Genomic DNA, 15027 nt, shown 5'->3' with positions numbered 1-15027 from the left:
GCTACATCCCCTCCGCGCCGCGGCCGATGGCGGCGACGCCGGTGCGGGACACTTCGACCAGGCCGAGCGGACGCATCAGGTCGACGAACTGGTTGATCTTGGAGGAACTGCCGGTGATCTCGAATACGAAACTCTCGGTCGAGGCGTCGATCACGCGCGCGCGGAACGCATCCGCCAGCCGCATCGCTTCCACGCGCGGCTCGCCGAAGCCCCGTACCTTCACCATCGCCAGTTCGCGCTCGATCGAACGGCCGCCGATCAGCGTCATGTCAACCACGCGATACACGGGAATCATGCGGTCGAGCTGGTTCTTGATCTGCTGGATCACCATCGGTGTTCCGGTGGTGACGATGGTGATGCGCGAGACGTGCTTCTGGCTTTCGGTCTCCGACACGGTGAGACTTTCGATGTTGTAGCCGCGTCCGGAAAACAGCCCGATTACCCGCGCCAGCACGCCCGGCTCGTTCTGCACCAGCACCGAGAGCGTATGGGTCTCGCTGGGGTCGCGCCGGTCTTCCATGAAGTAGGCGGATGCGGGCTGATTCATTGTCGTCCCTCAGTCTCTCGTTCGTCACGCCCAGCCTCGTGCCGGGCATCCACGTCTTTAAAGTCTTCGCAAGAGAGAGGACGTGGATGGCCGGGACGCGCCCGGCCATGACGGCTTCCATCTTGTCGTTATGCAGACACGCCGTCCCCGGTCAGGGCGGCCTCCGGCATCACCCATCGGTGAAACAGATCGAGATCGATATTGCCGCCGCTCAGGACAAGGCCGATGCGCTTGCCGCGGATGTTCGGCTTGTCCTGCAGCGCGGCGGCGAGCGCCGCAGCGCCGGCGCCTTCGGCAAGGTTGTGGGTGTCGGTCCAATACGCCCGCATGGCTGCTGCGATCTCATCGTCCGTGACCTGCAGGATGCGGGAGGCGCCCTTGCGGATGATCGCAAGCGCCTCGGGATCGGGAACGCGCGTCGCCATGCCGTCGGCACGCGTATTGCTGCTGGCGGTCGTCACCACCGTGCCGGCGGCGAACGACAGCGCATAAGCCGGCGCCTCGGTCGATTGCACGCCGACGATATCGGTAGCCAGCCCCAGCAGGTCTCGGGCCAGGATGCAGCCGCAAATGCCGGACCCCTGCCCGATCGGGACATAGAGAACATCGAGATCCGGCGCCTTCCGAAACAGCTCGAGCGCATAGGTCGCCACGCCCAATACCAGATCGGGATGAAACGCGGCCACGAACTCGAGCCCATCGCGCGCGGCGCGGCGATGGGCTTCCTCGCGCGCGGCCTGAAAGTCTTCGCCGTATTCGACCAGGTCGGCGCCGAACGCCCGCATCGCGTGATTTTGATCGACCGAATTACCCAACGGCACCAGGATCGTAACCGGCACGCCATGGCGGCGCGCGGCAAAGGCGAGGCTCTGGCCATGATTGCCGCGCGTGGCCGAGATCAGTCCCGGCGTACCCGGCCGTTCACGCTTCAGGCGGTCGATATAGACGAGCCCGCCGCGCACCTTGAAGGCCCCGGTCGGGGTATGATTTTCATGCTTGACGATCACCGCGGCTCCCAGCCGCTCCGACAGCCGCGGCCAGGCATGCGCCGGCGTCGGCGATATCGCCGCTCCGACGATCGCGTGTGCCCGTTCCAGTTGCCGCAAATCAAACATCCGCCGTTCTCATCGTCTCGCCGTCACTGTTGCGCAACGGGATGCCGTCAGTGTCTCACACCAGTGCCTTGCCGCCGGAAAACGCGGCCGCGGTGGTCTCGTCGTTGGCTTCCGCCGGCAGCAGCATTTCGTTATGCGCCTTGCCGGACGGAATCATCGGGAAGCAGTTTTCCAGAGCAGCCACCCGGCAATCGAACAGCACCGGCTTTTTCACGCTGATCATCTCCTTGATCGCACCATCGAGATCGCCGGGTTTTGTCGCCTGGATGCCGACGGCGCCGAACGCATCCGCCATCTTGACGAAATCCGGCAGTGCTTCCGAGTAGGAGTGCGACAACCGGTTGCCGTGCAGCAACTGCTGCCACTGCCGCACCATGCCCATGTACTGGTTGTTGAGGATGAAGATCTTGATCGGCAGTTCATACTGCACGGCCGTCGACATCTCCTGCATGGTCATCTGTACCGAGGCGTCGCCGGCGATATCGATTACGAGGCTGTCGGGATGCGCGACCTGCACGCCGAGCGCCGCCGGCAGGCCGTAGCCCATGGTGCCGAGCCCGCCCGAGGTCATCCAGCGATGCGGATGTTCGAAGCCGAAGAACTGCGCCGCCCACATCTGATGCTGGCCGACCTCGGTGGTGATGTAGGTGTCGCGGCCTCGCGTCGCATCGAACAGGCGCTGGATCGCGAATTGCGGCAGGATCACGTCGTTGTTCTTCTTGTACGCAAGCGAATTGCGCGCGCGCCAGCGTCCGATCTCGAACCACCACGGATCGATTTTCGGTTTCTTGGCTTCCGCCTTGAACACCTGCAGGATGTCGCCAAGCACGTTGCCGCAATCGCCGATGATCGGCACGTCGACGCGGATATTCTTGTTGATCGACGACGGATCGATATCGATATGAATCTTCTTCGAGTTCGGCGAGAAGGCGTCGGTACGCCCGGTAATGCGGTCGTCGAACCGCGCGCCGACGCACAGCATGACGTCGCAATCATGCATCGCCATGTTGGCTTCGTAAGTGCCGTGCATCCCGAGCATGCCCAACCAGTTGGGACCCGAAGCCGGATAGGCGCCGAGGCCCATCAAGGTCGACGTGATCGGAAAGCCGGTGGTTTCGACCAGTTCGCGCAGCAGCTTCGAGGCCTCGCGGCCGGAATTGATCACGCCGCCGCCGGAATAGATCACCGGACGCCTTGCGGACGCCAGCAACTCCACCGCCTTGCGGATTTGCACGGCGTCGCCCTTCACCCGCGGCGAATAGGAGATGTGCACGTCGGATTTGCGCGGCGGATGGTAGGTGCCGGTGGCGAACTGCACGTCCTTCGGCACGTCCACCACAACCGGGCCGGGACGGCCGGTGGTCGCGACGTAAAACGCCTCGTGCAGCACCTTGGGCAGATCCTCGATCCGGCGCACCAGCCAGTTGTGCTTGGTGCAGGGCCGGGTGATGCCGACGGTGTCGCATTCCTGGAACGCGTCGTTGCCGATCAAATGCGTCGGCACCTGGCCGGTGATGCACACCAGCGGTATCGAGTCCATCAGCGCATCGGTGAGCGGCGTCACCATGTTGGTGGCGCCCGGGCCCGAGGTCACCAGCACCACGCCGGGCAAACCGGTGGAGCGCGCATAGCCCTCGGCGGCGTGGCCGGCGCCTTGCTCGTGCCGCACCAGGATGTGCTCGACCTCGCTCTGCTGGAAAAGCTCGTCATAAATCGGCAGCACGGCGCCGCCGGGATAGCCGAAGATGTGCTTGACGCCATGATCGGCCAAGGCGCGCACGATCATTGCGGCGCCGGTCATCTGGTTGGGATCGTGGCTCTTGCTGTCGCTCATGGCTAGCTCCGATGCGCCGGTTGGCGCGACTTCGTCGTTTCAGTTTCGGAAAATAAAAAAGGGCCCAAAAGGCCCCATGCACACCGCCCGTTGCGGGATGGCCTCAGCCAGCCCCGGCGGTGCGCCTGGGTCCGACGACAATAAGAGGTTGGGTAATTTTATTACGCATTTGCTGCTCGGACTTCCCAAAGGTTGCGCAGAACATAGTCGCCAAGCCTAGAAAGTCAAGGGAGATGGCCAGCGCCTACCAAAGATTAGCGGGCTTCAGCGCGTTCGGCGAGCGTTTTTCACGCTCCATGTTTCTCCGTCGTGACGACGGAGTGAAGCTGCGGCGGTTCTTCGGACATGACGACGGAGCCAAGTCGCAACGGTTTCTTCGGTCATGAGGACGGGGTCAAGTCGCGGCGGTTCGATCCAACCGTACCGGCGCCTGCGCCGGGCTCACCCATTCGAATTCCGGCAGTTGATGCCTGAACCAGGTGAACTGCCGCTTGGCATAATGTCGGGTGTCGGCGCGGCCGGTCACCGCGGCCTGTTCGAGCGTGATCTCGCCTGCCAAGTGCCGGATCAGCGCCGGCACGCCGTGCGCCTTCAATGCCGGCAGCAGCGGATCGAGGTTTCGCGATGCCAGCGCTGCCACTTCGTCGAGCGCGCCTGCGCCCAGCATCGCATCGAAACGCCGGTCGATCCGCGCATAAAGCTGGTCGCGCTCGGGCGCCAGAAACACTGCGGTAAACGTCCCTGCCGGCAACAGCGGCGGCGAGCCCTCGCGATGCCAGTCGGTCAGCGAACGCCCGGTCGCTTCCACCACCTCAAGCGCGCGCGCGACGCGGGCCTTGTCGCGCGCTTTCAGCCTTTCGGCCGATGCCGGATCGCGGTGCATCAACTCCGCATGCAGCGCCTCGACCCCGTCGCGCTGCAGCCGCGCGCGGACATCCTGGCGCACCAGAAGAGGAATCGGCGGCACCGCCGACAGGCCGCGCGTCAGCGCCTTGAAGTAAAGCCCGGAGCCGCCGACCAGGATCGGCAGCCGGTTCTGCGCGCGCGCCTCCGACAGCGCGCGGCCCGCGTCGGCGGCCCACGCCCCGGCGGAAAAATTCATCGCGGCATCGACATGGCCATACAGCCGGTGCGGCACGGCCCCCTCGTCTTCCGGCGTCGGCCGCGCGGTGAGCACGCGCAGGTCGCGATACACCTGCATGGAATCGGCGTTGATGATCAACCCGCCATGCGCCTTGGCCAGCGCCAGCGCCAGCGCCGACTTGCCGCTGGCGGTCGGCCCTGCGATAAGCACCGCCTTGTTCTTCTCTCGGCTCGAACTCACGTCATGTCTCTCGTCGCCACCCTGATATGCAATCCCGCCAACCCCGCGCTGGATTCGACCATCGTCGACGGTGCGCGCGCCGTTCTACCCGCGTCCGGTCCGGCAATATGGCTATTCGACGAAGTCGCCGTCGACATTCCCTTTACCTCGTCCGAAGACATCGGCGCCATCGCCGGCCGCCTGCGCGAGGCGCGCGGCGACCTGCCGATCGATATCGTGGTGCAGCCCCGAATCGCCAGGCGCAAGAAGCTTTTTCTGGCCGACATGGATTCCACCATGATCGGCCAGGAATGCATCGACGAACTGGCGGATTTCGTAGGTCTCAAGCCGCACGTCGCCGCGATTACCGAGCGCGCGATGCGCGGCGAGATCGAATTCGAACCGGCGCTGCGCGAGCGCGTGGCGCTGCTCAAGGGATTGCCGGTCACGGTGGTCGATGAGGTGCTGGCCCAGCGCATCACCCTGACGCCAGGCGGCCGCGACCTGGTCGCGACCATGCGCGCGCACGGCGCTTACACCTGCCTGATCTCCGGCGGTTTTACCCTGTTCACCAACCGTGTCGCCGCAATGATAGGGTTTGAGGAAAACCGCGGCAACGAATTGTTGGTCGAGCACGGCAGATTGACCGGCACCGTCGCCGAGCCGATTTTAGGCCGCGCGGCGAAACTGGCGACGCTCGACGAACTGCGCGAAGCCTTCGACCTCGACGATCTCGACACGCTGGTGGCCGGCGACGGCGCCAACGATCTCGGCATGATCCAGCGCGCCGGCCTTGGCATCGCCTACCACGCCAAGCCCGCCGTCGCCGCCGCGGCGCATGCGCGGATCGACCATGGCGACCTCACCGCGCTGCTCTATGCGCAGGGATACCGGCGCAGCGAGTTTGCGGGGTGACGGCGTCCCATGCGGGCTTGACCCCGCGTATCCATCGACTTTCGCAAGACTCTCCCGAAGCAGGATGGCTTGCCGGGTCAAGCCCTACGGGATGCACACATCTCATCGTCATTGCCGGGCTTGACCTACCATACGCACACATCTCGCCGTCATTGCCGGGCTTGACCCGGCAATCCATCCCTTCGAAACGACTCTTCCGAAGATGGATGGATACGCGGGTCAAGCCCGCGTATGACGGGATGTGTGAATCCCGTAGGACGAGCCCGGCAATGACGGCGGGGTACTACTGCACGCTCAACGCAACGAACCGCAATTCGCCCTCGGCGTTGGAAACCAGCAGCAGGATCGATTTCTTGCCGTCCTTTTTCAACTGATCGACGCGCTTCTTGACGTCGGCGGCGTTGGACACGGCCTCCTGTGCCACCTCGACGATCACCTCGCCGGCGCTGAGCCGCTTCTCGGCGGCGTCGGACGTTGAGTCGACATTGGTGATGACCACGCCCTTGACGCTGTCCTTGATCTTGTAGCGGCTGCGCAGATCCTTGCTGAGGCCGGCGAGATCGAGGCCCAGCGCCTTCTGGGTCGCGGGCTTCTCGGCTTCGGGCTGGGACTTGCTGGAGGCCTGCACCGCCTTCTCGCCGTCCTCCAGACGGCCGAGCGTGACCTGCTTGGTTTCCTCCTGGCCCTTGCGGATGACGACGACATCGACCGCCTTGCCGACCGCGGTGTCGGCGACCACGCGCGACAGGTCCTTCGGCTCCTTGATGTCCTTGCCGTCGAACTTTATCACAACGTCGCCCGGCTCGATCCCGGCGGGTTTCGCTGGGCCTTTCTCCTCGACGCCGGCGATCAGGGCGCCGCGCGCGGGCTTGATGTTGAGGCTCTCGGCGATCTCGTCGGTGACCTGCTGGATGCGCACGCCGAGCCAGCCGCGCCTGAGTTCGCCGAACTGGCGCAGCGAATCCACAACGCCCACGACGGTCTTCGACGGCACTGCAAAGCCGATGCCGATCGAGCCGCCCGACGGCGAAATGATCAGCGTGTTGACGCCGATGACCTCGCCGTCGAGGTTGAACAACGGGCCGCCGGAATTGCCGCGATTGATCGCGGCGTCGGTCTGGATGTAGCTGTCGTAGGGTCCGGAATTGATGTCGCGGTTCCGCGCCGAGACGATGCCTGCGGTGACGGTGCCGCCAAGGCTGAACGGATTGCCGATGGCGATCACCCATTCGCCGAGGCGAAGCTTGTCGGAATCGCCGAATTTTACCGCGACCAGCGGTTTCGCCGGAGGCGTGAATTTCAGCACTGCCAGATCGGTCTTCTTGTCGACCCCGACCAGCGCCGCCCTGATCTTGGTGCCGTCGTTCATGATGATGTTGATTTCGTCGGCGTCCGCAATGACGTGGTTGTTGGTCACGGCGATGCCCGCGGTATCGACGATGAATCCGGAGCCGAGCGAATTGGTTTTGCGCGGCTGCATGCCGCCGCCCTTGTCCCCTCCGGGTCCGCCGCGGCGGTTCTTGAAGAAATCGTCAAAGAATTCCTCGAACGGCGAGCCTGGCGGCAATTGCGGCATGGCGCCGCGATCCCCGCCGCCACCGCCGGCCTTGGCCTCGACGGTCTGGGTCGTCGAAATGTTGACGACCGCGTCGATCACTCTCTCGGCGACGTCCGCGATGCCGTCGGGGCCTCGCGCAAACCCGGGAACGGATATCAGGGCAGCAGCGGCACCGAGACAGATAGCCGCCAGCCATGGGCGCCGGCGATGGCTCAACGCGGGGATCGCACCGGTCATGTCTGGTCTCTCTCCTGGAAAGGGCACGAATTTGAAGTTCACAGTGCGCCCGAACAGGGCGAAGGCGCAAGCATGCGCGCCGAGCAATTTCACGCTATCAGCCGTGCCGATTACGGCAAAAAGCGGACGCCGGCGCTGACGACGGGGTTGATTCTTATGGTATTTCAGGAGATTGGGTTCGGTTTTCCGAATCGTCAGCGCCGCACGAACCATATCAGGATCAGGCCGGCGACGGCCGACCCAAGTCCCACCGCGCGCAGGATATTGTCGGGCGTGGCAAGGGCGGACTTCATGGCCCGCCGCATCCATGCAGGACTGGCCGCGAACAACAGGCCTTCGAGCACAAACAGGATACCCACACCGATGAGGAAGTCGGCAAACGCTATGGACCTCATCCGACTGAAACCTCCCGCTGCTGTTTTTGGCGCGTCTTTTTCAGCGAGGCGGAATCGGAGCCGCCTCGAAGGACCTGCTTCTTCATAGAGGAGAGCGGGTTCGAACGCAAAACGGCGTCCGGGCGGGCCTCGGGGGGCACGGTCATTGCGAGCGAAGCAAAGCAATCCAGGCCGCAAAAGGACCGGACCGCTTCGTCACTAACGCGCCTGCAAGGACGTCAAGTACTTACGGCTTCGGCGCCGCGCTCGCAGCGGGTTGGGCCGGCTCGGGCGGCTTGCCCGATGAATTGCTGAAGAACCTGAAGAAGTCGGAGTCCGGCCGCAGCAGGAACCGGGTGTCGTTGCTCTTCAGCCCGTTCTCGTAGGCCGTCATCGAACGGTAGAACCCGAAGAAGTCGGGATCCTTGCCATAGGCCTCGGCGAACAGCCGGTTGCGCTCGCCGTCACCGGCGCCGCGCACCTGCTCGGCGGTGGAGTTCGCTTCGGCGACGATGACGGTTGCTTCGCGATCGGCCCTGGAGCGGATTTCCTGCGCCTTCTGTCCGCCCTGGGCGCGGAATTCGGCAGCCTCGCGCTGCCGCTCGGTCTGCATGCGCTGGTAGACCGCCTGGCTGTTCTGTTCGGGAAGATCGGCCCGCCTGATCCGCACGTCGACCACCTGGATGCCATAGCCATCGGCTTCCTTGTCGAGCTGATCGCGAATCCGCGCCATCAAGGCTTCGCGCTCGTCGCGCACCACCGTGATAAACGTGACTTCGCCGAGCACCCGGCGCAGCGACGCGTTGAGCAGCGTCGTCAACTGGATGTTGGCGGCCTGGATCGAACCGACGCTTTGATAGAACCGCAGCGCGTTCTTGATCCGGTAGCGCGCAAAGGCGTCCACCACCAGCCGCTTCTGATCCGACGCGATGACTTCCTGCGAGGGGTTTTCAAGGTCGAGTATGCGCTTGTCGATGCTGATCACGGTGTCGATGAACGGCGCCTTGAAATTCAGTCCGGGTTCGGTGACGACCCGGACCGGTTCGCCGAGCCGCACCAGCAGGACCTGTTCGGTCTGGTTCACCGTGAAGACCGAGCTGTAGCCGACGATGGCGACAACCAACAGCACCAGCACCGCGACAATGCCTGAAATTCCGGATCTCATCGGGTGCTCCCGCTCTGCTGTTGCGGCTGGCCCGATGTCGCCGGCGGACGCCGCGGCGTCAGTTCGTTGAGCGGCAGATAGGGCACGACGCCCTGGGAGGACGACGAGCCGCCGTCATACACCAGCTTTTCGGCGCCGCCGAGGATGCGCTCCATGGTTTCGAGATAGATGCGCTGCCGCGTCACGTCAGGCGCCTTCTTGTATTCGTCATACACCTTGAGGAAACGCGCGCTCTGGCCCTTGGCTTCGGCCACCGCCTGTTCCTTGTAGCCTTCCGCGATCTGGATGATCTGCGCAGCGCGTCCGCGCGCATCCGGAACCACGCGGTTGGCATAGGTCTGGGCCTCGTTCTGCAATCGCTCGAGATCGGCGCGCGCCGCCTGCACGTCGCGGAACGCATCGATCACTTGCGCCGGCGGATCGACCTTCTGCATCTGCACCTGCTGCACAAGGATGCCGGACCCATAGCTGTCGAGCGTCTTCTGCATCAGTTCCTGCACCCCGGCCTCATTGGTGGTGCGGGCGCCGGTCAGGATCGGCTGGATGTTGGAGCGGCCGACCACCTCGCGCATCGCGCTTTCGGCGACCGCCTTCACGGTGCCTTCTGGGTTCTGGATATTGAACAGATAATTGCCGACGCCGTCGGGCTTGATCCGCCACAGCACGGTGAAGTCGACGTCGACGATGTTCTCGTCGCCGGTAAGCATCAGGCTTTCCTCCGGCACGTCGCGCATGGTCCTGCCACGCCGCGCCGGGTCGTCGATCAGGGTCATGCCGATGCTGATGGTGGAGACGCGCAACGCCTTCGGCAGCAGCACGGTCTCGATCGGATACGGCAGATGATAGTTCAGGCCCGGCTGCACGGTTCGCACGTGCTTGCCGAACCGCAGCACGACGCCGAGTTCTTCGGACTGGACGCGGAAAAATCCCGACAGCCCCCAGATCGCCAATGCGCCGATCAACAGCAGCGCGATGCCCATGCCGCTGAAATACCCGCCCGGCAAAATCTGCTGCAGCCGGTCCTGACCGCGGCGCAGCAGATCCTCGAGATCAGGCGGTCTCGGTCCGACCGGTTGCGGACCGGAGCCCCACGGTCCTTTCGGACCCGAGCCCCACGGGCCCCCGCCTTGATTCTTCCACGGCATCGACAATCTCCTCCGCGGGCCTGGGCCAAAACACCCGGCCTCGCAAACGCTGCAGCGCCTTATAGGGGACCGCCCCGGCCCTTACAACGCGGCTTGTTGCCCGCAGCAGCTAAGCCTGAAGCGGTATTTGTCAATGTAAACATCGACTGAGGCGGTTAACGCGGCTTTCGCCTGCGGTAGGTCACATAAGAATAGTCGGCGCTGTCGTCGTACGAGGCGGAATTCCGCGTCCGGGACGCTTCCTGCCAGTCCGCGGGATCGATGGGGGAAAGAACCGTATCGCCCTCAGGCCTGGCGTGAACCTCGGTGACCTCCAGACGGTCGGCGGACGCCATCCACTGCGCGTAGATTTCCGCGCCGCCGATCACGGCGATCTCAGTGGCTAAACGCCGCAGCGCATCTCCAACCGCTGCCGCGCAAGCGTCCGTGAACGACGTCGTAACCAGCGCCCCCGCTGCGCGGAAATTTTCATCCCGCGTGATGACGATGTTGGTCCGTCCGGGCAGCGGGCGGCGCAACGACTGGAAGGTCTTGCGGCCCATCACCACCGGTTTGCCCATGGTCATGGTCTTGAGGCGCCGCATATCGGATTTGAGCCGCCACGGAATGGCGCCGTTCGAGCCGATCACGCCGTTCTCGGCGACCGCGACGATGAGGACGATTTCAGGGCGTGGCATGTGAGACGCGAATGGGCAATCCCTGACCATCAGGCCACATGAAGATGCGTCATCAATTCCGGCGCCAGATAAACCGGAACGACGCTCTCGAAATATTGGTGACCGGTAAAGGTCGTATCAAACCGTTGTCCTATGTAAGGCTCGGTGCGAATGTATGCACCGAGCGCCCTGGCACGATCAATCTGACGGCTGTCGATTGCTGAATCGAACAGCGACAATGTGAGGCGATACGGCGCCTCAACCAGTAAATCAGTTGCGTCCTTGATCAGGCGGCGTTTTTCTTCAGCTGCAGTCGGCACCAACACCAATCTCCACCCGCCCAACTCTTCCCGGAACTCCCAATATGCAGCAAGCAGGGGACTCGTCCTTCTAATCAGATCCTGGGCCAATTCTTCCGACGCGTCGATCTTTCGATCGCCTAGCGCTTCTGTAACCATTGCAGCAGTCCTTTGTCAGCCGCTCCAACCGATTCCAGCATAATTGCTGCGGCAAAAGCACCTTCGCCTCCGCCAAGCGCATTTGAGCAAGCTGCTGGAATGTGGCTCTATCCTGACTCATCCAGCCCCCTACACCGCGACCTCGGCCTTGATGTGCGGGTGCGGGTCGTAGCCCTCGAGCGCGAAGTCCTCGTAGCGGAAGCCGAAGATGTCCTTCACGTCAGGATTGATCTTCATCGCCGGCAGGGCGCGGGTCGGCCGTGTCAGTTGCAGCCGGGCCTGCTCGAGGTGGTTCGAATAGAGATGCGCGTCGCCGAGCGAGTGAACGAAGTCGCCGGGCTTCAACCCGGTGACCTGCGCCACCATCATCGTCAGCAGCGCATAGGATGCGATGTTGAAGGGCACGCCGAGGAAGACGTCGGCGGACCGCTGGTAGAGCTGACACGAGAGCCTGCCGTTCGCGACATAGAACTGGAACAGGCAATGGCACGGCGGCAGCGCCATCCTGTCGACGTCGGCCGGATTCCACGCGCTTACGATCAGGCGGCGCGAATCCGGATTGCGTCTGATCATGTCGACCACGTTGGAAATCTGGTCGATGCTGCGTCCGTCCGGCGCGGGCCACGAGCGCCACTGCGATCCGTAAACCGGGCCGAGATCGCCATTGGCGTCGGCCCATTCGTCCCAGATCGAAACGCCGTTGTCCTTGAGATATTTGATATTGGTGTCGCCTTTGAGAAACCACAGCAGCTCGTGCACGATCGCCTTGAGCGGCAGTTTCTTGGTCGTCAGCATCGGAAAGCCGGAGGCCAGATTGAATCGCATCTGGTGCCCGAACACCGACAGCGTGCCGGTGCCGGTGCGGTCGTGCTTTTCCGCGCCGTCGCTTAAGATCCGTTCGAGCAGGTCGTGATACTGGTTCATGGTCTTGTCTATGGGGGCGTTGCAGCAGCGAACCTATCGTCCGAGCCGTCCATCCGACAGCGCCGATTCGGCGAACGAGGTCGATTATACCCGTAAAAATCGGGTTCCGGCCGGCAAACGGCAAGGGCGGAACGTGCGTGCCGCCACCGCCTCCAGGCGACTGGACCAGCTTAAATCAGTTGCTCGCCTGCTTGAGAACCGGCGTCCATTTCGCGATTTCGCTTTTCACCAGCGCAGCCAGCGCTTCCGGCGTGCGTTCCGCCGGCTTCGGAATGACGCTGCCGAGATCGAGCAATCGCTTGCGGACGGTTTCGTCGTCGAGCGCCTTGGAGGCGGCGGCGTTGAGCTTGGCGATAACGGACGCCGGCGTGCCCTTCGGCGCAAAGATCGCGTTCCAGGCCTGCGCCTGGAATGCCGGAAGGCCGGCCTCCGCCGTGGTCGGCAGATCGGGCAGCGACGGATTGCGCTCGGGCGTGGCAATCGCATAGGCCTTGATGGTGCCGCCATTGATCTGCGGCACCGCGTTGACGATCTGGTCGCACATGTAATCGACCTGTCCGCCGACCAGCGCGTTCATGGCAGGGCCCGTGCCGTTGAAAGGAACGCCGGTCGGCTTGACGTCGAGCAGCGCGTTCAGCAGTTCGCATGACACATGTGAAACCGAGCCGATGCCGGCATGCGCCGCGTTGAGCTTTTCGGTATTGGCCTTCACATAGGCAACGAACTCCTTGAAATCCTTCGGCGGAAAATCCTTGCGCGCAAGGATCAGGATCGGCGTGCCGGCGAGCAGCGATACCGGCTCGAAGTCCTTTTCCGGATGATAGGTAAGCTTGGGATATAACGGCACCGACGCAGCATGGGTGCCCATGTGTCCGGTGATCAGGGTGTATCCGTCATTCGCAGCCCGCGCGGCGCGGGACGTCGCCGTGGTGCCGGCTGCGCCGACCACGTTCTCGATGATGATGCTTTGCCCGAGCGTCTGCGCCATGTGCCCGGTGACGATGCGGGAAATCACGTCGGTCGGGCCGCCGGCTGCGAACGGCACGATCATGGTGATGGCGCGTACGGGATAATCCTGCGCCTGAACAGGAGCAACCACCGGTCCAAGGCAGGCCACCGCCGCGAAACCCCCGGTTGCAAGCAAGCGACTGAACAAATTCATCATGTTTCTCCGAGAGCACGCGTTGCGTGAATGCCGACCACAGCCGGCTTTCATCAATACAACATCGTCCCGAAGTCCATTCGACTTCGGGACGCGGCGCAACGCCGCACTTAGGTCTCGGACTCCACGAACACCTCGTCGCGCTTCTTGCGCAGCGAGGGCAGCACCGCGAGCAGCAGCAGAAAGGCGGCCACTGCCAGCAGAACAGCCGAAAGCGGACGGGTGACAAACACCGTCACGTCGCCGCGCGAGATCAGTAGCGCCCGGCGCAGGTTCTCTTCCATCAATGGTCCGAGCACCATCCCCAGCAACAGCGGGGCCGGCTCGAAATCGTGCTTGATCAGCCAGTAACCGACCAGGCCGAAGGCGCCGGCAAGGATAACGTCGACCGGAGCATTGTTCAGCGAGTAGATGCCGATCGCGCAAAAGATCACGATCGACGGAAATAGCAGCCGGTACGGCACGCGCAGCAACCGGACCCAGATGCCCACCAGCGGCAGGTTGATGACCAGCAGCATCAGATTGCCGATCCACATCGAGGCGATCATGCCCCACACCAGTTCCGGCTGCTTCTGCATCACCTGCGGACCCGGCACGATGCCATGAATGGTCATCGCGCCGACCATCAGCGCCATCACCGCGTTAGGCGGAATGCCCAGCGTCAACAGCGGGATGAACGACGTCTGCGCCGCCGCATTGTTAGCGCTCTCCGGCGCCGCGACGCCTTCGATCGCGCCGCGGCCGAAGCGCGACGGGTTCTTTGCGATCTTCTTCTCGAACGTATAGGCCGCAAACGACGCGATCACCGCGCCGCCGCCCGGCAGAATGCCAAGAATGGATCCCAGGATCGTCCCGCGGACGATCGCGGGGGCGGAATCGATCAGGTCTTTCCTGGTCGGCATCAATCCGGTGACTTTCTGCTGGACCAGTTCGCGATCCATTTCCGCGCCGGCATCAAGGTTGCGGATGATTTCGGCAAATCCGAATACGCCCATCGCGACCGTGGCGAAGCCAAGACCGTCAGCCAGTTCGGGGATATTGAAGGCCATCCGGGAGGCGCCGGTTTCGATATCCGATCCCACCATCGAAAGCAGCAACCCGAACACGATCATCGCGATCGCCTTCAGCACCGACCCCTTCGCCAGCACCACCGCGAAGATAAGGCCGAGCACCATCAGCGAGAAATATTCGGCCGGCCCGAACGCCAGCGCCAGTTTGGTCAGCGGCGCTCCCAGCACCGCGATCAAAACGGTCGCGACACAGCCTGCAAAAAAGGAGCCGATCGCGGCGATCGCCAGCGCAGGGCCCGCCCGGCCTTGCTTTGCCATCTGGAAGCCGTCCAGCGTGGTGACGACCGAGCCCGCTTCGCCGGGGATATTGACGAGGATCGACGTGGTCGAGCCGCCATATTGCGCGCCGTAGTAGATGCCGGCGAGCATGATCAGCGCGCCGACCGGCGGCAGGCCGAAGGTGATCGGCAGCAGCATGGCGACGGTTGCGATGGTGCCGATACCCGGCAGAACGCCGACCAGGGTTCCCACCAAGGCGCCGATCAGGCAAAGGAGAAGGTTGATCGGCGTCAGCGCGACACCGAAGCCGAGGGCGAGATTTGAAAAGAGATCAGCCATCGCGCC

Annotated in this window: 14 protein-coding genes; 1 reads left to right on the top strand and 13 read right to left on the bottom strand. The window is 63.6% G+C overall.

Going from position 1 to position 15027, the window contains the following annotated elements:
• Position 1: 1 nt before the first annotated feature.
• From ilvN to miaA, 4 genes are all read right to left on the bottom strand, one after another.
• Positions 2 to 547: an acetolactate synthase small subunit gene (gene ilvN, locus ACFE72_RS14295; RefSeq protein ID WP_375413761.1), complete on the bottom strand. Its 546-nt coding sequence runs from the start codon at positions 545 to 547 to the stop codon at positions 2 to 4.
• Between the two features lie 128 nt (positions 548 to 675).
• Positions 676 to 1662, bottom strand: a complete 987-nt coding sequence (locus ACFE72_RS14290; RefSeq protein ID WP_375413760.1) for a threonine dehydratase — start codon at positions 1660 to 1662, stop codon at positions 676 to 678.
• Positions 1663 to 1717: 55 nt separating this feature from the next.
• A complete protein-coding gene (locus ACFE72_RS14285) occupies positions 1718 to 3496 on the bottom strand; it encodes an acetolactate synthase 3 large subunit (RefSeq protein ID WP_375413759.1) in 1779 nt (592 codons plus the stop codon).
• A 394-nt stretch (positions 3497 to 3890) separates the two neighbouring features.
• On the bottom strand, positions 3891 to 4820 hold the full coding sequence (miaA, locus tag ACFE72_RS14280) for a tRNA (adenosine(37)-N6)-dimethylallyltransferase MiaA (RefSeq protein ID WP_375413758.1): 930 nt from the start codon (positions 4818 to 4820) through the stop codon (positions 3891 to 3893).
• 3 nt (positions 4821 to 4823) lie between these two features.
• Here miaA and serB point away from each other — a divergent pair, with 3 nt between their 5' ends.
• Positions 4824 to 5714 (top strand): phosphoserine phosphatase SerB, encoded by an 891-nt coding sequence (gene serB / locus ACFE72_RS14275; RefSeq protein WP_375413757.1) that lies wholly within the window; start codon positions 4824 to 4826, stop codon positions 5712 to 5714.
• A gap of 283 nt (positions 5715 to 5997) precedes the next feature.
• Here the strand turns inward: serB and ACFE72_RS14270 are convergent, their stop codons facing one another.
• The 9 genes from ACFE72_RS14270 to ACFE72_RS14230 all read right to left on the bottom strand — a co-directional run bounded on the left by ACFE72_RS14270 (position 5998) and on the right by ACFE72_RS14230 (position 15021).
• Positions 5998 to 7509, bottom strand: coding sequence for a Do family serine endopeptidase (locus tag ACFE72_RS14270; RefSeq protein WP_375413756.1), 1512 nt, complete (start codon positions 7507 to 7509; stop codon positions 5998 to 6000).
• 194 nt (positions 7510 to 7703) lie between these two features.
• The gene (locus ACFE72_RS14265) at positions 7704 to 7904 is read right to left on the bottom strand and encodes a DUF2065 domain-containing protein (RefSeq protein ID WP_375413755.1); all 201 of its coding nucleotides are present in this window, start codon (positions 7902 to 7904) and stop codon (positions 7704 to 7706) included.
• A 226-nt stretch (positions 7905 to 8130) separates the two neighbouring features.
• Entirely contained in the window at positions 8131 to 9048 is a 918-nt protein-coding gene (gene hflC / locus ACFE72_RS14260; RefSeq protein ID WP_375413754.1) for a protease modulator HflC, read from the bottom strand.
• Positions 9045 to 10193, bottom strand: a complete 1149-nt coding sequence (gene hflK, locus ACFE72_RS14255; RefSeq protein WP_375413753.1) for an FtsH protease activity modulator HflK — start codon at positions 10191 to 10193, stop codon at positions 9045 to 9047. The genes hflC and hflK overlap by 4 nt, the downstream gene beginning before the upstream one ends.
• A 155-nt stretch (positions 10194 to 10348) precedes the next feature.
• Positions 10349 to 10870 (bottom strand): dihydrofolate reductase, encoded by a 522-nt coding sequence (locus ACFE72_RS14250; protein WP_375413752.1) that lies wholly within the window; start codon positions 10868 to 10870, stop codon positions 10349 to 10351.
• Between the two features lie 29 nt (positions 10871 to 10899).
• Positions 10900 to 11307, bottom strand: a complete 408-nt coding sequence (locus tag ACFE72_RS14245; protein WP_375413751.1) for a hypothetical protein — start codon at positions 11305 to 11307, stop codon at positions 10900 to 10902.
• A gap of 129 nt (positions 11308 to 11436) precedes the next feature.
• The gene (locus tag ACFE72_RS14240; protein ID WP_375413750.1) at positions 11437 to 12231 is read right to left on the bottom strand and encodes a thymidylate synthase; all 795 of its coding nucleotides are present in this window, start codon (positions 12229 to 12231) and stop codon (positions 11437 to 11439) included.
• 175 nt (positions 12232 to 12406) lie between these two features.
• Positions 12407 to 13393 carry a tripartite tricarboxylate transporter substrate binding protein BugD gene (locus ACFE72_RS14235; RefSeq protein ID WP_375413749.1) on the bottom strand — a complete coding sequence of 329 codons (987 nt, stop codon included), beginning with the start codon at positions 13391 to 13393 and terminating at the stop codon, positions 12407 to 12409.
• 110 nt (positions 13394 to 13503) lie between these two features.
• Positions 13504 to 15021 (bottom strand): tripartite tricarboxylate transporter permease, encoded by a 1518-nt coding sequence (locus ACFE72_RS14230; RefSeq protein WP_375413748.1) that lies wholly within the window; start codon positions 15019 to 15021, stop codon positions 13504 to 13506.
• Positions 15022 to 15027 lie beyond the last annotated feature (6 nt).

It is taken from the genome of uncultured Bradyrhizobium sp. (assembly GCF_964252615.1).
Lineage (GTDB): Bacteria > Pseudomonadota > Alphaproteobacteria > Rhizobiales > Xanthobacteraceae > Bradyrhizobium.
This window is presented reverse-complemented; position numbering and strand designations above follow the sequence as displayed.